14 protein-coding genes and 1 pseudogene are annotated in these 17,606 nt (G+C 69.7%); 11 read left to right on the top strand and 4 right to left on the bottom strand.

Annotated features, from left to right (window positions below; all coding sequences use genetic code 11):
* Nucleotides 1-6: 6 nt before the first annotated feature.
* Both JYA75_RS04915 and JYA75_RS04910 read right to left on the bottom strand, forming a co-directional pair.
* Entirely contained in the window at nt 7-1,143 is a 1,137-nt protein-coding gene (locus JYA75_RS04915; protein ID WP_185713323.1) for an acyl-CoA dehydrogenase family protein, read from the bottom strand.
* Between the two features lie 9 nt (nt 1,144-1,152).
* Nucleotides 1,153-2,325, bottom strand: a complete 1,173-nt coding sequence (locus tag JYA75_RS04910; RefSeq protein WP_029546726.1) for an acyl-CoA dehydrogenase family protein — start codon at nt 2,323-2,325, stop codon at nt 1,153-1,155.
* 204 nt (nt 2,326-2,529) lie between these two features.
* Between JYA75_RS04910 and JYA75_RS04905 the strand changes: the two genes are divergently transcribed.
* A complete protein-coding gene (locus JYA75_RS04905; RefSeq protein ID WP_006932215.1) occupies nt 2,530-3,168 on the top strand; it encodes a TetR/AcrR family transcriptional regulator in 639 nt (212 codons plus the stop codon).
* Here JYA75_RS04905 and JYA75_RS04900 read toward each other — a convergent pair.
* The gene (locus JYA75_RS04900; RefSeq protein ID WP_102800235.1) at nt 3,149-3,652 is read right to left on the bottom strand and encodes a nitroreductase family deazaflavin-dependent oxidoreductase; all 504 of its coding nucleotides are present in this window, start codon (nt 3,650-3,652) and stop codon (nt 3,149-3,151) included. The two genes, JYA75_RS04905 and JYA75_RS04900, sit on opposite strands and share 20 nt — an antisense overlap.
* A gap of 92 nt (nt 3,653-3,744) precedes the next feature.
* On the opposite strand from JYA75_RS04900, the gene JYA75_RS04895 reads away from it, so the two are divergent.
* The 6 genes and pseudogenes from JYA75_RS04895 (at nt 3,745) to JYA75_RS04870 (ending at nt 10,983) form a co-directional block, all read left to right on the top strand.
* Nucleotides 3,745-4,539 carry an LLM class F420-dependent oxidoreductase gene (locus JYA75_RS04895; protein WP_029546728.1) on the top strand — a complete coding sequence of 265 codons (795 nt, stop codon included), beginning with the start codon at nt 3,745-3,747 and terminating at the stop codon, nt 4,537-4,539.
* Between the two features lie 138 nt (nt 4,540-4,677).
* A complete protein-coding gene (locus tag JYA75_RS04890) occupies nt 4,678-5,904 on the top strand; it encodes an acetyl-CoA acetyltransferase (protein ID WP_043800967.1) in 1,227 nt (408 codons plus the stop codon).
* Nucleotides 5,905-5,914: 10 nt separating this feature from the next.
* Nucleotides 5,915-7,431: pseudogene (locus JYA75_RS04885) on the top strand (carotenoid oxygenase family protein).
* Between the two features lie 10 nt (nt 7,432-7,441).
* Nucleotides 7,442-8,383, top strand: coding sequence for a helix-turn-helix domain-containing protein (locus JYA75_RS04880; protein WP_185713324.1), 942 nt, complete (start codon nt 7,442-7,444; stop codon nt 8,381-8,383).
* A gap of 50 nt (nt 8,384-8,433) precedes the next feature.
* Nucleotides 8,434-10,236, top strand: coding sequence for an ABC transporter substrate-binding protein/permease (locus JYA75_RS04875; RefSeq protein WP_050036180.1), 1,803 nt, complete (start codon nt 8,434-8,436; stop codon nt 10,234-10,236).
* A gap of 3 nt (nt 10,237-10,239) precedes the next feature.
* Entirely contained in the window at nt 10,240-10,983 is a 744-nt protein-coding gene (locus JYA75_RS04870) for an amino acid ABC transporter ATP-binding protein (RefSeq protein ID WP_065923277.1), read from the top strand.
* Nucleotides 10,984-11,055: 72 nt separating this feature from the next.
* On the opposite strand, the gene JYA75_RS04865 is transcribed toward JYA75_RS04870, so the two are convergent.
* The gene (locus JYA75_RS04865) at nt 11,056-11,682 is read right to left on the bottom strand and encodes a TetR/AcrR family transcriptional regulator (RefSeq protein WP_029546733.1); all 627 of its coding nucleotides are present in this window, start codon (nt 11,680-11,682) and stop codon (nt 11,056-11,058) included.
* Nucleotides 11,683-11,831: 149 nt separating this feature from the next.
* Here JYA75_RS04865 and JYA75_RS04860 point away from each other — a divergent pair, with 149 nt between their 5' ends.
* The 4 genes from JYA75_RS04860 to JYA75_RS04845 all read left to right on the top strand — a co-directional run bounded on the left by JYA75_RS04860 (nt 11,832) and on the right by JYA75_RS04845 (nt 17,560).
* Complete coding sequence (locus JYA75_RS04860; RefSeq protein ID WP_203329749.1) at nt 11,832-13,430, top strand: bifunctional 3-(3-hydroxy-phenyl)propionate/3-hydroxycinnamic acid hydroxylase; 1,599 nt, start codon at nt 11,832-11,834, stop codon at nt 13,428-13,430.
* Entirely contained in the window at nt 13,427-14,290 is an 864-nt protein-coding gene (locus JYA75_RS04855; protein WP_072636715.1) for an alpha/beta hydrolase, read from the top strand. Before JYA75_RS04860 ends, JYA75_RS04855 begins: the two co-directional genes overlap by 4 nt.
* A complete protein-coding gene (locus JYA75_RS04850; RefSeq protein ID WP_185713325.1) occupies nt 14,287-15,294 on the top strand; it encodes a VOC family protein in 1,008 nt (335 codons plus the stop codon). Before JYA75_RS04855 ends, JYA75_RS04850 begins: the two co-directional genes overlap by 4 nt.
* Nucleotides 15,295-15,484: 190 nt before the next feature.
* Nucleotides 15,485-17,560 carry a PhoX family phosphatase gene (locus JYA75_RS04845; RefSeq protein WP_185713326.1) on the top strand — a complete coding sequence of 692 codons (2,076 nt, stop codon included), beginning with the start codon at nt 15,485-15,487 and terminating at the stop codon, nt 17,558-17,560.
* Nucleotides 17,561-17,606: the final 46 nt, after the last annotated feature.

The raw sequence follows: 17,606 nt of genomic DNA, 5'->3' as shown, positions 1-17,606 counted from the left end.
CGCCGCTCACATGCCGGCGACCTCGATGCGGTCGTGGTCCGCGACGGCCCCGGCGAGGATCCGCACGTGATCCTCCACGGTGCCGAGCGTGTGCTCGATCGCGGTCAGCCGGCTCACGTAGTGGCCGACCGGGTATTCGGCGGTGATGCCGATACCGCCGTGCATCTGGATCGCCTCCTGCCCGACCTTCCGTGCCGACCGGCCCACCTGCAGCTTGGCCCGCGACGCGATGGTCGGGTCGACGATGCCGTCGGCGAGGGCCATGGTGGCGTACAGGCTCATGCTCGACGCCAGCTCGAGCAGCACGTACATGTCGGCCGCGCGGTGGGTCAGGGCCTGGAAGCGGGCGAGGGGAGCGCCGAACTGCTTGCGCTGCTTGAGGTAATCGGTCGTCAGGCGCAGCGTCTCGGCCAGCGCACCGACCGCCTCCGCGCACAGGGCTGCCTGGGCCCGTACCTGGGCGGCGGTGATCGCCGCCGTGGCGTCCACGGCCTCGCCGAGCGGCACGGCAGCGGCCGAGTCGAGGACGAGTTGCGCGGCGCGGCGCTCGTCGTGGGTGCCGTACGCGGTGCGGGTGACGCCGGCCGCGTCGGCGTCGACGAGGAACAGCCCGACACCGCCCTGGGGAAGACGGGCGGACACGACGAACGTCTCGGCGCAATCCCCGTGCAGCACAGGGTTCTTGCGGCCGGTGAGGGCCCAGGTGTCGCCGGTGCGGGCGGCGGTCGTGGCGACCTCGGTGGCGGGCCACCGGCTGCCGGGCTCGTCGTGGGCGAACGCGAGCAGCAGCGCGCCCTCGGACAGCCGCGGCAGGAGGTCCGCGCGCTGCTCGTCGGTGCCGACCTCGGCGACGAGGCCGCCCGGCAGGAACACCGCATTCAGCAGCGGTTCGGGGGCCAGCGCTCGGCCGATCTCGCCCATGACGGCCATGACCTCCACCGGTCCGGCGCCCATTCCGCCGTGCTCCTCGGCGAACGGCAGGCCGAGCACACCGAGTTCGGCGAGCTGGCGCCACACGTCGTCGCTCCAGCCGCGGTCGGTGTCGGCGACCTTGTTACGGGTCTCGGTGTCGTAGGTGCCCGAGAGCACGTCACGGACGGTCTTGCGGAGCAGGTCCTGTTCGGTATCGAGTTCGAAGTTCATGACAGTGGCTCACAATCCGAGGATGGAGGAGGCAATGATCGAGCGCTGCACCTCGCTCGACCCGCCGTAGATGGACACCTTGCGGTAGTTCAGGTAGGTCGGGGCGGTGTGCTGCGCCCACTCCGGCGAGTCGATGCCCGCGGCGCCGACGGGCAGCGAGTCGGGTCCGGCGATGTCGGTGAGCAGTTCGGTGACCGCCTGCTGCAGCTCCGAGCCGCGCAGCTTCAGCAGCGACGACGCCGGATTGGGCTTGCCGTCGGCGGACCCGGCGACCACCCGCAGCTGCGTGAGCTCGAGCGTGAGCAGTTCGTTCTCGAGCTCGGCGAGGCGCGCGGCGAACAGCGGGTCGTCGATCAGGGTGCCGGATCCGGTCCGGGTCTGCGCGGCGAGCTGCTTGGCGCGGGCGAGCCGCACCTTGGTGGCGCCGACGCGGGCGATGCCGGTGCGTTCGTTGCCGAGCAGGAACTTCGCGTAGCTCCAGCCCGCGTTCTCCTCGCCGACCAGGTTCTCGGCGGGGACCCGCACGTTCTCGAAGAAGACCTCGTTGACCTCGTAGCTGCCGTCGACGAGCTTGATCGGGCGGACGGTCACGCCGGGCGTGGTCATGTCGATGAGCAGCATCGAGATGCCGGCCTGCTTCTTCGGCGCATCCGGGTCGGTGCGCACCAGGCAGAAGATCCAGTCGGCGTGCTGGGCGAGGGTGGTCCACGTCTTCTGGCCGTTGACGATGTAGTCGTCGCCGTCGCGCACCGCGCGGGTCTTCAGGGAGGCCAGGTCGGAGCCGGCCTCGGGCTCCGAGAATCCCTGGCACCACCAGATGTCGAGGTTCGCGGTGGCGGGCAGGAAGCGCTCCTTCATCTCCTGCGAGCCGAACTGCGCGATCACGGGACCGATCATGGACGCGTTGAACGGCAGCGGATCGGGCACCGAGGCGAGCTGCATCTCGTTGAGCCAGATGTTTCGCTGCACGGGGGTCCAGTCCTTGCCGCCCCACTCGACGGGCCAGTTCGGCACCGCCAGACCCTTGGCGTTGAGGATCTGCTGGCTCCGGACGACCTCGTCGCGGTCCAGGTGCCGGCCGGCAGCCACTTTCTCTCGGATCTCGGCGGGGAACTCGGTGGTGAAGAACGTGCGCAGTTCGTCGCGGAACGCGAGCTCTTCGTCGGTGAGCTTCAGGTTCATGGGGGCCTTCCGTCACGGTTGTGCCTGTGCGAGCGCAGCATGGGACCACGGCCCGATCCCGTTTTCACGCTGCATGATTCGCGGAGGGATGGGGGCTCGTTCGCCCTGGTGCTGCGTACACCCGTACTGTAACTTGACACTGTTAGGTTGTCCAGGCCGACCCCCGGGACCGACCCCCGGACCGACGCCGAGGAAGGAGCGCCGATGGCACGACCCCGTACCCCGCTGCTCAGCCGCCCGCTCATCCGCGAGACCGCCCTGCGCCTCGTCGACGCGCACGGACTCGACGAACTGTCCATGCGCAAGATCGCCGCCGAGCTCCATGTCAGCGCGCCGTCGCTGTACAGCCACTACTCGAACAAGGACGAGCTGCTCGACGACATCGCCGACCAGGTCGGCGAGTCCGTCGACATCAGCGGATTCGACACCGACGACTGGCAGGAGGCGCTGCGCGTCTGGGCGAGGTCCTACCGCGCCGCTCTCGCCGAGCACCCGAACCTCGTACCGTTCCTCGCGCGCAGCCCGGGCCGGCGCGAGGTCGCGCTCGATCAGGCCAACGCCGTGCACGGCGGCCTGACCCGGGCCGGGTGGCCGCCACGGACCGCGACCCTGATCGGCGCGTCGATCAAGTACATCGTCGTCGGCTCGGCCATCGCCTCGTTCTCGGGCGGCTTCCTCGACGACCTCACCATCTACCGGGAGCGCTATCCCCATCTGTCCCAGGCACACCGGCTGCGCGAGCACGCGGACGAGATCGACCGCGACGGCTTCGAGCTGGCGCTCGAGTCGTTCCTGCAGGGCCTGGCGCAGCGGTTCGCGAGCCTCACCGGCGCGGATCGCTGACCGGTCTGTAGGTACGGCGCAACCGCACGAACCGCAGATGCCGGCCCGCCGCCCGGTAGTCGGCCTCGCTGCCGTCGACGTCGAAGCCCATAGCCGCGCACAACCGCGGCGCGACCTTCGGGTGCCGGCGCCCGTACCGCGCCATGAACTCCGCCGCCTCCTCCGGATCGAGGAACTCCGCGGCCACCGCGACTCGTTCGCGGCCCGACTCGATCCGCGCCGCGGGATGCGCCCGCAGGTTGCGGTACCAATCGGTCTGCTTCCCGAAGCCGACGGCCACGACGAATCCACCGGACGTGTCCTCGTGGTTCACCACCTCGAGCACCGTCTGCCGCGGCACTCCGCTGCGCCGGCCGACGTGGTGCAGCAGCAGGAACCGGCGGCCCAGCACCCGCCCCAGCCCGATCCGGTAGAGGTGGATCGGAGCGCGCAGGAATCGGCGGCGCAGTCCGGTCGGTGGTGCGGCGGGCTCGGTGATGCGCATTCCTTCACTGTGCGCCCGATCCGTCCGCTGCACCACCGGGACGCCCACACGGATCGGCTGCGGGACCGGCGCGACGGCCCTACCGTTGACTCATGCACCGTCCCATTCGCATCGGTCTTCAACTGCAGCCCCAGCATCAGCCCGACTACGGGAAGATCCGCGACACCGTGCTCCGCGCCGAGGACGCCGGCGCCGACATCGTCTTCAACTGGGACCACTTCTATCCCCTCTCCGGGGACCCGGACGGCGCCCACTTCGAATGCTGGACGATGCTCGGCGCGTGGGCCGAACAGACCGAGCGCGTCGAGATCGGAGCGCTCGTCACCGGCGGCGGCTACCGCAATCCCGATCTGCTCGCCGACATGGCCCGCACTGTCGACCACATCAGCGGCGGCCGGCTCATCCTCGGCATCGGCGCGGGCTGGTTCGAGAAGGACTACGTCGAGTACGGCTACGACTTCGGCACCAAGGGTTCCCGGCTGAAACTGCTCGGCGAATACCTGCCCCGGATCACCGCGCGGCTCGCGAAGCTCAACCCCCCGCCGACCCGGCACATCCCGCTGCTCATCGGCGGCGGCGGACCCCGCAAGACCATCCCGCTGGTGGCGCAGTACGCCGACATCTGGCACAGCTTCGGGGACCTCGACACCCACACGGAGAAGGCGGAGATCCTCGCGGCGCGCTGCGCCGACGCCGGCCGCTCACCGAACGAGGTCGAGCGGTCCGTGCCGTGGCCCGGAACCGCGCACGCGGCCGCCTTCGTCGATGCGGGCGTCACCCTGTTCACCGTCGGTGTCGGCGGTCCCGACTACGACCTGAGCGGCCTCCTCGAGGCGATCGGGTGGCGGGACGAGAACTCCGCACCGCCGCTGTCCGGGCTGGCCTGACCGGGCGGCTCCAGGGCCGGGATGCGGCAACCGGGCGGTCCGGTTCCCGGCTGCCTGCGCGCACATCGTCGTTGCGTCCGCCTGGTCACTCTGTTTACTGTAGTTGAAGCCACGTATGGTCGACCCCCGCGGAAGGCGGTGAGCGGCGTGAACCCTGAAGGCGTGTGGATCGCCGGTGGATACCAGTCCGACTTCGCGCGGAACCTGACCCGGGAGGACCGGAACATCGCGGACCTCGTCGCGGAGACGGTGACGGAAACGCTGCGCGACGCCCGCATCGACGTCGCCGACGTCGGGGTGATCCACGTCGGCAATGCCTTCGGACAGCTCTACACCGGCCAGGGACACCTCGGCGGCATGCCGGCCTCCGTGCTGCCCGAGCTGTGGGGGATCCCGGCCACCCGGCACGAGGGGGCCTGCGCGTCCGGCTCCCTTGCCGTGCTCGCCGCGATGGCCGATCTCGAGGCCGGGCGCTACGACTGCGCCCTCGTGCTCGGCGTCGAACTCGAACGGTGCGTCCCCGGCGACGCCGGCACCCGGGTCATGAACGCCGCGGCCTGGGTGGGACAGGAAGGCGCCGACGCGAAGTACATGTGGCCGTACATGTTCGACAAGATCGCCGACGAATACGACCGCCGCTACGGCCTCGACGACGAGCACCTGAGGGCGATCGCGGAACTGAACATCCGCAACGCCCGCGCCAATCCGAATGCGCAGACCCGCAACCGGACCTACGGACCCGGCAGTTTCGGCCCGGACGAGGCCGCCAATCCGGTGGTCGAGGGACGCCTCCGCAGGACCGACTGCAGTCCGCTGACGGACGGCGCCGCGGGCGTGGTGCTGCTGAGCAACCGCTACCTGAGCCGGCACCCACGCACCGTCGACGACATGTCCCGCATCCTCGGCTGGGGCCACCGCACGGTCGGACTGTCCTTGTCCGGCAAGCTCGCCCGCGACGGCGACGATCCCCTCGTCATGCCCCACGTGCGCGCCACGATCGTCGACGCGTTCGAGCGGAGCGGCATCGGCGGCGTCCGGGACCTCGACCTGATCGAAACACACGACTGCTTCACCGTCAGCGAATACCTGGCCGTCGACCACTTCGGGATCACCGCCCCCGGCCGGAGCTGGCAGGCGATCGAGAACGGCGACCTCGAAATCGGCGGCCGCATCCCCATGAATCCCAGCGGGGGCCTTCTCGGCGGCGGGCATCCGGTCGGCGCCACCGGAGTCCGGATGCTGCTGGACTGCCACCGCCAGATCACCGGCCGCGCCGGCGACTACCAGGTCCCCGGCGCCACGCGAGCCGCGACCCTGAACATCGGCGGAAGTACGACCACCACGGTCAGTTTCGTCGTCGGCTGAAAGGACATCCATGGAACTCGAGATTCTGGGACGGGCACTGTCCACCCTGCCCGCGGACGACGACCACCCGTACCGCACCGGTCCGTGGCGCCCGCAGCACACGGAGCGGCGTGCCGACGACCTCGAGGTGATCGGCGACCTGCCGGCCGACCTCGACGGCGTGTACCTGCGCAACACCGAGAACCCGGCGCACCCGGCACTCGAAGGTCTCTATCATCCCTTCGACGGTGACGGCATGATTCACGTCGTCGGATTTCGCGACGGAAAAGCCTTCTACCGTAACAGATTCGTGAAGACCGACGGCTTCCTGGCCGAGCAGGAGGCCGGTGGCCCGTTGTGGGCGGGCATCGCCGAACGGCCGCAGAACTCGATCCGCCAGGACGGCTGGGGCGCCCGCGGCCGCATGAAGGATGCCTCCAGTACGGACGTCACCGTGCATCGCGGCGTCGCCCTGACCAGCTTCTGGCAGTGCGGGGACCTCTACCGCCTCGACCCGACCACGCTCGAGACCCTCGGCAAGGCGACGTGGGACGGCCGATTCCCCTCCGACTGGGGCGTTTCCGCGCATCCCAAGGTCGACGTCCGCACCGGCGAACTGCTGTTCTTCAACTACGGCACCGACGCCCCGTACCTGCACTACGGCGTGGTCGACGCCGACGATCGGCTGGTGCACTACGTCGACATCCCCCTGCCCGGCCCCGCCTGCCCCACGACATGGCGTTCACCGAGAACTACGCGATCCTCAACGACTGCCCCCTGTTCTGGATCCCGGAGGCCCTCGCGCGCGGCAAGTACGTGCCGCGCTACCACCCCGACCTGCCGATGCGGCTCGGCGTGATTCCCCGGCGCGGCCGTCCCGACCAGATCACCTGGTTCGACGCCGACCCGACCTACGTGCTGCACTGGACCAACGCCTACGAAGACGGCGACGAGATCGTGCTCGAGGGATTCCATCAGGAGACACCGGAACCGCCGGACGACGGCACCGGACCGATCTACCGGCGGCTGTTCCGTTCGCTGGCGCTCGACCGCATGGGCACCCACCTGCACCGCTGGCGGCTGAACCTGCGCACCGGCTCGCTCACCGAGGAACGGCTGTCCGAGTCCGTCACCGAATTCGGGATGATCAATCCGCATCACGGCGGCGTCCGCCACCGCTACACCTACGCCGCGACGGGCGTCCCGGGCTGGTTCCTCTTCGACGGCCTCGTCAAACACGACGTGCAGACGGGGGCGGAGGAGCACTACTCGTTCGGCGAGGGCGTCTTCGGCAGCGAGACCGTGATGGCGCCCCGCACCGGGTCGGCCGCCGAGGACGACGGCTACCTGATCACGATCACCACCGACATGAACCGGGACCGGTCCGAATGCCTGGTCTTCGACGCGCGGCAACCGGGGGACGGACCGCTCGCGCGGATCGGACTCCCCGAACGGGTCTCGAGCGGCACCCACTCGACCTGGGCGGCGGGCTCGGACCTCCCGGGGTGGCGGGACGCGGACCGGGCAGGCGACGTCCTGAACCTATGATCAGCTGTCGATGGCAGGTTCCGGCACGGTCACCGAACTCGAGCCGGGCGGTGACAACGCGATCGCGGTCACCCTCGGCATCCTCGGCGACGAGTGGAACCTGTGGATTCTGCGGTACGCGTTGCAGGGCGACCGCCGATACCGGGACTGGATCGAGCGGGGGGAGATCTCCAACGCGGTGCTGACCGCGCGCCTGGCCCGCCTCACCGACGCGGAACTCCTCGAGCGGGTGCAGTACCAGGAGCGGCCGGCTCGACACGAGTACCGGTTGACGGCCCGCGGCCACGGCGTGTGGCCGGTTCTGCTCGCCATGTGGGCGTGGGAACAGCAGTGGGCGCCCGATCACCGGGGACAGCTCCCGGCCAGGCGGCACGCGGTCTGCGGCGCCCGGTTCACGCCGGTGCTCGTCTGCGGCCACTGCGACCGGCCCGCCGGCGCCCCCGACGTGGACGCGCAGCTCGGCCCCAGCGGACAGTGGCCGCGCAGCGTGCCGGCCGCGAGCGGTCGCCGACGGTCCGGCCGTGCTCGCGCGCCGGAGATCCTGCCGCACACGATGGAACTGCTCGGCGACCGGTGGTCGGCGGCGCTGCTCGGGGCGGCGTTCCTCGGCGCCACCCGCTACGGGCAGTTCGCCGAGCGCATGGGGGCACCTCCGACGGTGGTGGCCGACCGGCTCCGGCGCTTCACCGAGCTGGGCGTCCTGCAGGAACTACCCAATCCCGACCGCCCGGCGTGGGTGACCTACCACCTCACCGACAAGGGGCGGGCGTTCTTCCCCGTCGTCGCCTGCATGATCGACTGGGGGCTGCGCTGGTTCCGCGCACCGGAGGGACCGGCGATCGTCCTGCGTCACCGCCACTGCGGCCACAGCTTCGCACCCGCACTGACGTGCAGTCACTGCAGGGAGCGGCTGCGGGCCTCCACGGTCTCGATCGAACCCACCGGCGGCTGACCCGCCCCGGCACACCCGTCGGACGGCGCGATTCGGATTAGGCTCCCACCATGCCCGAATCCGTGATGGCGAAACGGAGCACCGTGGCGGCGCTGCTCCTGGCGGTGCTCCTGGCGCTGACTGCGACGGCCTGTTCCTCGGGCGGTGGTCGACCGTCGGCTCCCCAGGACCTGTGTTCCCCGCCCGGGGTCGGCGGGGCCTCCGCCGCACCGACCAATCTCGACACGTCGGCCGCCGCCGCGGAGGACCGCTACACCACCCCGGGCGTGGTGCCGCTCGAGTCGATCGACGTTTCCGGGCTGAACCTCATCACCCCCGGTGTGCTCACCGTAGGCACGCTCTCCGACGCGCCACCGAGCATCTGCGTGAACTCCCAGGGCGAGTTCACCGGCTACGACAACGAACTGCTGAAGGCCATCGCCGAGAAACTCGGTCTCCGCGTGGAGTTCGTCGGCACCGAGTTCGCGGGCCTGCTCGCCCAGGTGGCCGGCCGGCGCTTCGACGTCGGCTCGTCGTCGATCACCACCACGGACGAACGTCGCCGGCTGGTCGGCTTCACCAACGGCTACGACTTCGGCTACTTCTCGCTGGTCGTGCAGAACGGCAGTCCCATCCGCGGCTTCGGGGACCTGAACGCGTCCACCCGCATCGGGGTCGTGCAGGGAACCGTCCAGGACGACTACGTCGTCAACACCCTCGGTCTCGATCCGGTGAAGTTCCCGGACTACAACACCGCGTACGCGAACCTGAAAACCGGCCAGATCGACGCGTGGGTGGCGCCGTCGCAGCAGGCCGAGGGCGCGATCGCGCCGGGTGATCCGACGTCGATCGTGCAGAACACGTTCAGCCTCAACAACTACGTCGGCTGGGCCGTGTCCCGGGAGAACCAGGCGCTGATCGACGCGCTCAACTCCGGGCTCGACGCCGTGATCGCCGACGGCACCTGGGCCGAGCTCTACACCGAATGGGTCCCCCGGGAACTGCCCGAGGGCTGGAAGCCCGGCAGCAAGGCCGCGCCGGAACCCGACCTGCCGGACTTCGCGGCGCTGGCCGCCGAAAACACCGCCAGCGGCGAGGAGCCGGCGGCCACGGCCCCGAAGTCCACGCTCGAACAGCTGCGCGAGACGTTCTTCTCGTGGGAGCTGTACCGGCACGCCTTCCCGGATCTGCTGAAGACCGGTCTGCCGAACACCCTGATCCTGGCGCTGACCTCCGGGCTCGCCGGCACGGTCCTCGGCATGCTGCTCGCCATGGCGGGGATATCGCGCACCCGCTGGCTGCGCTGGCCCGCCCGCGTCTACACCGACATCTTCCGCGGCCTGCCCGCGGTGGTGATCATCCTGCTCGTCGGCCTCGGCCTCGGCCCGGTGGTGCAGGGCGCCACGGGCAACAACCCGTACTGGCTGGGCGCGGCGGCGCTGGCGCTGCTCGCGGCCGCATACATCGGGGAGATCTTCCGCTCCGGCATCCAGTCGGTCGAACCGGGGCAGATGGAGGCGGCCCGGGCCCTGGGCTTCAGCTACCGCCGGGCGCTGACACTGGTGGTGATCCCGCAGGGCGTGCGGCGCGTGCTGCCCGCGCTGATGAACCAGTTCATCTCGCTCATCAAGGACTCGTCGCTCATCTACTTCCTCGGTCTGCTGGCCACCCAGCGCGAACTGTTCGCCGTCGGCCGCGACCTGAACGCGCAGACCGGCAACCTCTCGCCGCTCGTCGCGGCGGGCCTGTTCTACCTCATCCTCACCGTGCCGTTGACTCATCTCGTGAACTACATCGACCACCGCCTGCGCACCGGCCGGCCCGAGGCCACCCTCGACCCGCTCGAGCAGGAACTCGTCGTGGAGAGGGGCTGACCGATGCCGACCACCATCCGGGACAGCGTGTCCCTCACCGGGACCGGACTGCACCTGGCCTTCGGCACCAACAAGGTGCTGCGCGGCGTCGACATCCACGTCGACGCCGGCAAGACCGTCACCGTCATCGGCCCGTCCGGCTCGGGCAAGTCGACCCTGCTGCGCGTGCTCAACCGGCTGCACGAACCCGACGCCGGCGACATCCTCCTCGACGACCGCTCGGTGCTGAAGGACAACCCCGACGAGCTGCGGCAGCGGATCGGGATGGTGTTCCAGCACTTCAACCTCTTCCCGCACAAGACGGTGGCCGAGAACATCGCGCTCGGCCCCCGCAAGCTCAAGGGGCTGTCGAAGGAGCAGGCCCGCGCGCTCGCCCTCGAACAACTCGATCTCGTCGGCCTGAAGCACAAGGCCGACTCCCGTCCCGGCAACCTGTCCGGCGGGCAGCAGCAGCGCGTCGCGATCGCCCGCGCGCTCGCGATGGCCCCGCAGGTGATGTTCTTCGACGAGGCCACCTCGGCGCTCGACCCGGAGCTGGTCAAGGGGGTCCTCGCCCTGATGGCCGATCTCGCGTCCGGCGGCATGACGATGGTGGTCGTCACCCACGAGATGGGCTTCGCCCGCTCGGCGTCGGACACGGTGGTGTTCATGGACCACGGCGCGGTCGTGGAAACCGGTCCCCCCGACGAACTGTTCGACGCCCCGAAGACCGAACGACTGCAGCAGTTCCTGTCGCAGGTGCTGTAGGCCGCTCCGCGGCCGGTGCGTCCTTCGGGTTGCCCCAGCCGCCCAAAGGACGCACCGGCGCGGTGCGCGAGGTCAGCCTCCTTCGGAAGTGCTCAACCGCTGCGCCGCGTCGTAGAGCGAATGGGCGTGTAGTTCGAACAGGGCGACGAGATCGACGCTGTCGCCGCCGATCTCCTTGGCGATGAACAGCCCGTCGGCGCCGGCCATCGCGTACGTGGTCAGCAGGGCGACCGAGCCGTCCGACAGGCCGGGCGCGAGGTCGCGGATTGCGTCGACGAGGCGGAGGCGTGCTTGCTCACGCACCTGCAAGAACATTGTGCGGGCGCTCGGTTCGACCGGGCGCCGCTCGAGGGTGAGCATCAGCCCCAGCCGCAGGAAGTCCGGTGAATCCAACAGCGTCTTCGCGACCTGCATCGCCAGGGCCACGATGCGTTCGCGTGGGTTGTCGCCGTCCGGTACGGTCCACCCGGACAGCCAGGTGTCGAAACTGCGCTCGATCACCGCGGCGATCAGCTCGTCCTTGTCCTTGAAATGCCAGTAGATCGAGCTCGCAGGCAGACCGCACTTCTTGCTCACCAGCGCAATGCTGGTGCCCTCGTAGCCGCGCTCGGCGGCGACCTCCACGGCGGCGTCCAGAATCCGGCGACGGGACTCCTCGCCGTTCGCGCGGCGCTGCCGGGTCCTCTTCTGCTCGTCCACGAGCGCTCCTCAGGTTGCGACGGTGTGTATTGACTCACACTGCACGCCAGCTTACTGTAGTGACCACTACAGGAACAATCCCTGATCTTCGGCGGCCGGATTCCACCCCGCCGATCGACACCCTTCCCCGCTCGACGAGAGGTCTCGACGTGACCGACATCCCGCACTACGACGTCGCCGTCATCGGCTACGGCCCCACCGGCGTGACCGCCGCGAACATCCTCGGCCAGATCGGATTGAAAGTGCTTGTGATCGAGCGCAATCCGGACATCTACGGCAGGGCGAGGGCAATCTCCACCGACGAGGAGGTGCTGCGAATCTGGCAGCAGGTCGGCCTGGCGGACCGCCTGCAGGAGGACATGCTCGCCGGCAACGCCGCTACCTTCGTCGACGCGAACGGCGCACCGTTCACGGAGATCGCACCGGTGTCCCACGGATCCGGTCACCCGCCTCAGCAGTTCATCTACCAGCCCGCACTCGAGAAGGTGCTGCGCGGCGGGGTCGAACGATTCCCCAACGTGGATGTCCTGCTCGAGCACGAGTGCCTGCGGGTCCTCCAGGACGCGACCGGGGTCGAGCTGATGCTGGCCGACCTACGGAACGACGCCTTCGAACGCGTGCGTGCGTCCTACGTGATCGCCGCCGACGGTGGCGCGAGCCCCACCCGTGCTCAGCTCGGGATCGGCTACGAGGGCCGGACCTACGCCGAACGGTGGGTGGTCATCGATACGAAGGTGCTGCAGGAGTGGCCGGGCCACGATCGGCTCCGGTTCCACTGCAACCCCGACCGTCCGACCGTGGACTGCCCGACACCGCTCGGACACCACCGGTGGGAATTCCCGGTCCGCGACGACGAGGACGAGGACGAACTGGTCACCGACGCAGCGATCTGGCGCGTACTCAACAACCAGGGCATCACCGACACGCAGGTGAAGATTCTCCGCGCAGTCGTCTACAGCCACCACGTGCGCTTCGCCGACCGCTGGCGCGTCGGCCGGGTCTTCCTCGCCGGCGACGCCGCCCACGCGATGCCGCCGTGGATCGGCCAGGGCATGTCCGCCGGGGTGCGCGACGTGGCAAACCTGTGCTGGAAGCTCGCCGCAGTGCTCGACGGCACCCTGCCCGAATCGATCCTCGACAGCTACCAACTGGAACGCCTGCCCCATGTGCGGGAGGTGACCGACCGCGCGGTCAAGGTGGGCCGGCTCATCACCCAGCGGCACCCTGTACTCGCGGCCGTGCGTGATCGGTTCTTCCGGATTGCCATGCGGGTACCGGGGATTCCCGAATGGCTACGCGACAATCGGTGGATCCCGGACGCCTTCTACCCCCGAGGCCTGCTGGCCGGCCCGAAGGCGGTCGCGTCGGCGGCGGTGGGATGGCTCGTACCGCAGCCGTGGGTGCTGGACGAGAAGGGCAGCCTCGAACGCCTCGACGACGTGCTCGGTGGGCGATGGACGATCCTGCATGTCGGCTCGCCGGACTCGTGGCCCGGCTGGCGCACCGCCGGCGTACCGACCGTGCGCCTGGCCGGTCCCGGCGCCGCCCCGGCCGCCGACACCGTCGTCGACACGAACGGCACCCTGATCCGGTGGATGCGCGCCAAGGGTGCCACCGTCCTGGCCCTGCGGCCGGACGGGGTCGTCTACGCCGCCGCCGGACCCGACACCAACCTGGCGCCGCCCCCGCCGGGAATGAAAGCCACCCCATCCATTCGCCTTTCCGAGGAAACGGAGACCCTCGCATGACCCGCACAGCGCTGACCGAACGCACCGTGACCGTCGCCGGCAAGGACATCTTCTTCGCCGAAACCGGAGAAGGGCCGGCGGTACTGCTGCTGCACGGCGGCGGGCCCGGCGCCTCCGGGGTGTCCAACTATTCCCGCAACATCGACGAGCTCGCCCGGAAGTTCCGGGTGATCGTGCCGGACCTGCCCGGTTACGGACGCTCGAGCAAGGGCGTCGACCGGTCCGATCCGTTCGGCTACCTCGCCGACAACATCCGCGGACTGCTCGACGCCCTGAACCTCGGCCGTGCCCACCTGGTCGGCAACTCCTACGGCGGTGCCTGCGCCCTCCGCCTGGCTCTCGACACCCCGGAACGGGTCGAGAAGATGGTGCTCATGGGCCCCGGTGGCATCGGCACCACGCGCGGGCTGCCCACTCCCGGCCTGCAATCGCTGCTGTCGTACTACACCGGCGACGGTCCCTCACGCGACAAGCTCGAAGGCTTCATTCGCAAGTACCTGGTCTTCGACGGGGCCACCGTACCCGACGAGGTGATCGACGAACGCTACCGGTCGAGCATCGATCCGGCCGTGGTGGCCGATCCGCCGCTGCGCCGTCCCTCCGGGCCCGGCGCCCTGCGCACGCTGTGGGGCATGGACTTCACCCGCGACCGGCGACTGCGCCGGCTCGCCACCCCCACGCTGGTGATCTGGGGCGCCGACGACAAGGTCAATCGTCCGAGTGGTGGCCGCATGCTGGCACACACCATGCCCAACTGCGACCTGCTGCTCGCCGCGAACACCGGCCACTGGGTGCAGTGGGAACGCGCCGACTTCTTCAACGCCGTCACCACGGCCTTCCTCACCGGGAGCACCCGATGACCACCGCGGACTCGCTGTTCGGCTCCGTCCACCTCGGTTACGTCGTCATCGAGACGAACAAGTTCGCCGACTGGCACCGCTTCGGCCGCGACGCGATCGGCCTGCACGCCGACCGGCTTTCCGCCCAGGCCATGCGATTTCGGCTCGACGACCACGAATGCCGGTTCCTGCTGCAACGCGGCGACGCGGAGGACGTCACCGCCCTGGGCTGGGAGATCGACGATCACGGATCGTTCGACCGAATCGTCGCCCGGGTGCGCGACCGCGGCGTCCCGGTCACCGAAGGCACCGACGAGGAGGCGGCCCTGCGCGGCGTCGAACGCCTGCTGCGCTTCCCCGGGCCGAAGGACATCGACCAGGAGATCTTCACCCGTGCCCGCACCACCACCACGCCGCTGGCGATGAGCAACGCCGGATTCGTCACCGGCGCATCGGGAATGGGACACGTCGCGATCACCTCGACCCGGCCGCACACGCTGCACGGCTACTACGGCACCGTCTTCGACGCCCGGCTGTCCGACTACATCGACGAAACCATCAGCGGTGCCAAACTCAAGATCCGCTTCCTGCGCGTCAACGAACGCCACCACTCGGTGGCGATCGCCGCGGTGCGGGGTCTTCCCGTCGACCCGGTCCGCACCCGGATCCAGCACCTGAACATCCAGGTCACCGAGCTCGACGACATGACCCGGTCCTACCAGCGTGTCAAGGAACTCGGCTTCGACATGGCCCTCGGCGTCGGCCAGCATACAAACGATCGCGAGCTGTCCTACTACGCTCGCACACCGTCCGGGTTCGAGTGGGAGGTCGGCTGGAACCCCATCGTGGTCGACGAATCTACCTGGGAGCCGACCACGCACCGCGGCATCAGCATCTGGGGCCACACCCCCGAGGGGCAGACCGTCGTCGACAAGCTGGCCCAGTTCAAGACGGCCGCACTGTCGCTGCGCCGCCCCGAGCAGACCGTCCCCGCGCTCAGCGGAACCGGAATCGCCGACGACTGATCGCTCCTCGGTGGGGGTTCCGCATCCGCACGATACCCGGTCGGTCGCGACAGCAGTCCGAGGTCGCGGCCGACTGGGGGCGCGGATGTGCCGAGGGGCGGGCTCACCGCCCGTTCACCTTCTCGTTCCCTTTACCTGGTTTCGGTCTCCTACGGTGCCCGCGTTGAACCGATTCGACGAGGGAGTACCTGTGAGTCCGAAGCCCCTGCCGCTGATCGTCACGCACGACGGCACATCGTCGCGCGCCGCCGTCACCTGCCGCTACAAGTGCGGCAACGCGTGTTCCCACGCGGTGCCCAACACCTCCGGGGGCGAGTACTTCGGCGACATCGTGCGCACCGCCCTGACCCGGCGCGGCGTGCTGCGCGGCGGCGCGATGGCGGTTCTCGCGGTCGGTGCGGGCGGCGTGCTCGCCGCGTGTTCCGACGACGCGGGCAGCACCGGCGGCGCCACGACGGCGGGCCCGGCGGACCTCGGCCCCGTGCCCACCGGCACCGACTTCACCGCCGTCGCGCCGAACACCGACGACGCCGTGACCGTCCCCGAGGGCTACGACCAGACCGTCGTGATCCGCTGGGGTGACCCGGTGCTGCCCGACGCGCCGGCCTTCGACATCGGCAACCAGACCGCGACCGCGCAGGAGAAGCAGTTCGGTTACAACAACGACTTCGCCGGGCTGCTGCCCGTCGACGGCGTGCCGAACACCTACCTGCTGGTGGTCAACCACGAGTACACGTCCGAGCCGTTCATGTTCGCCGGCTACGACGCCGAGAACCCCACCGAGGAGCAGGTGCGCATCGGCTGGGCCAACCACGGGCTGTCCGTCGTGCAGGTCAAGGGCGAGGCCGGATCCGGGCGCCTCACACCCGAATTCGGCCCGTACAACCGCCGGATCACCGGCCTGACCGAGTTCGCCCTCACCGGTCCCGCCGCCGGAAGCGACCTGGTCAAGACCGCCGCCGACCCGACCGGAACCCGCGTGCTCGGCACCCTGAACAACTGCGCCGGCGGGCTCACCCCGTGGGGCACGGTGCTCTCCGGCGAGGAGAACTTCAACCAGTACTTCGCGAACGCCGAGAACGTCACCGATCCCGTGGCCGCCGAGCGACTGGCCCGGTACGGCCTCGAGGGCGGCGCCTCGGAACGCCTGTGGGAGCGCTTCGACCCGCGCTTCGACATCGTCGCTACCCCCAACGAGGTCAACCGGTTCGGCTGGGTCGTCGAGGTGAACCCGTGGGACGCGACGTCCGTGCCGGTCAAGCACACCGCGCTCGGCCGGTTCAAGCACGAGGCCGCGACGATCCACGTCACCGGCGACGGCACCGTCGTCTCCTACAGCGGCGACGACGAACGCTTCGACTACATGTACAAGTTCGTCTCCTCCCGGACGATGCAGAGCGGCACGTCGCAGGCCGCGATGCGGCACAACATGACGCTGCTCGACGCCGGAACCCTGTACGTGGCCAAGCTGACCGGCGATGCGCCGGACGAGATCGACGGCAGCGGTACGCTTCCCGCCTCCGGCACGTTCACCGGCACGGGGGAGTGGATCCCGCTGCTGCGCACCGCCGAGGACGGCCGCGGCGAGTCCCTGGTCGACGGCATGACCGCCGAGGAGGTCGCCGTGTTCACCCGCCTGGCCGCGGACAAGGTCGGGGCCACCAAGATGGACCGGCCCGAGGACTTCGAACCGAACCCGGTCACCGGCAAGATCTACGTGGCGCTGACCAACAACTCCAAGCGCGGCGAGGAGGGCAAGGCCGCGGCCGACGTGGCGAACCCCCGCAACAACAACAAGAACGGGCAGGTGCTCGAGCTCGACGACGACCACGCGGGCACGTCGTTCACATGGAACCTGCTGCTGGTCTGCGGCGACCCGGAGGCCGCCGACACCTACTTCGGCGGCTTCGACAAGGCTCAGGTCAGCCCGATCTCGTGCCCGGACAACCTGGCGTTCGACCCGCACGGCAACCTGTGGATCTCCACCGACGGCAACGCGCTGAAGTCCAACGACGGGCTGTTCAGCGTCGTGCTCGACGGTCCGCGCCGCGGCGAGACCCGGCAGTTCCTCACCGTCCCCGTCGGCGCGGAGACGTGCGGGCCGATCGTGCAGGAGAACCGCGTCGTGGTGTGCGTGCAGCACCCGGGCGAGACCGACGACGCCACGTGGGACAACCCGTCGTCGCACTGGCCCGACGGGGGCACCGCCCAACCGCGCCCGGCCGTCGTCGCGGCCTGGAAGTCCGACGGCCTGATCGGCGCCTGACCCCGTGCGCGCTTCTGGTAGTAGCCGCTACCAGAAGCGCGCACGG

This window comes from Rhodococcus sp. PSBB066, from assembly GCF_017068255.1.
Classification (GTDB): Bacteria; Actinomycetota; Actinomycetes; order Mycobacteriales; family Mycobacteriaceae; genus Rhodococcus; species Rhodococcus aetherivorans.
The sequence above is the reverse complement of the archived record's forward strand: the minus strand, read 5'-3'. Positions and strand labels throughout refer to the sequence as shown.

Excerpts from the sequence above, each read along its gene's own strand:
- JYA75_RS04915 (WP_185713323.1), bottom strand. The coding sequence starts at position 1,143 with ATGAACTTCGAACTCGATACCGAACAGGACCTGCTCCGCAAGACCGTC.
- JYA75_RS04910 (WP_029546726.1), bottom strand. The coding sequence starts at position 2,325 with ATGAACCTGAAGCTCACCGACGAAGAGCTCGCGTTCCGCGACGAACTG.
- JYA75_RS04905 (WP_006932215.1), top strand. The coding sequence starts at position 2,530 with ATGGCACGACCCCGTACCCCGCTGCTCAGCCGCCCGCTCATCCGCGAG.
- JYA75_RS04900 (WP_102800235.1), bottom strand. The coding sequence starts at position 3,652 with ATGCGCATCACCGAGCCCGCCGCACCACCGACCGGACTGCGCCGCCGA.
- JYA75_RS04895 (WP_029546728.1), top strand. The coding sequence starts at position 3,745 with ATGCACCGTCCCATTCGCATCGGTCTTCAACTGCAGCCCCAGCATCAG.
- JYA75_RS04880 (WP_185713324.1), top strand. The coding sequence starts at position 7,442 with ATGGCAGGTTCCGGCACGGTCACCGAACTCGAGCCGGGCGGTGACAAC.
- JYA75_RS04875 (WP_050036180.1), top strand. The coding sequence starts at position 8,434 with ATGCCCGAATCCGTGATGGCGAAACGGAGCACCGTGGCGGCGCTGCTC.
- JYA75_RS04870 (WP_065923277.1), top strand. The coding sequence starts at position 10,240 with ATGCCGACCACCATCCGGGACAGCGTGTCCCTCACCGGGACCGGACTG.
- JYA75_RS04855 (WP_072636715.1), top strand. The coding sequence starts at position 13,427 with ATGACCCGCACAGCGCTGACCGAACGCACCGTGACCGTCGCCGGCAAG.
- JYA75_RS04850 (WP_185713325.1), top strand. The coding sequence starts at position 14,287 with ATGACCACCGCGGACTCGCTGTTCGGCTCCGTCCACCTCGGTTACGTC.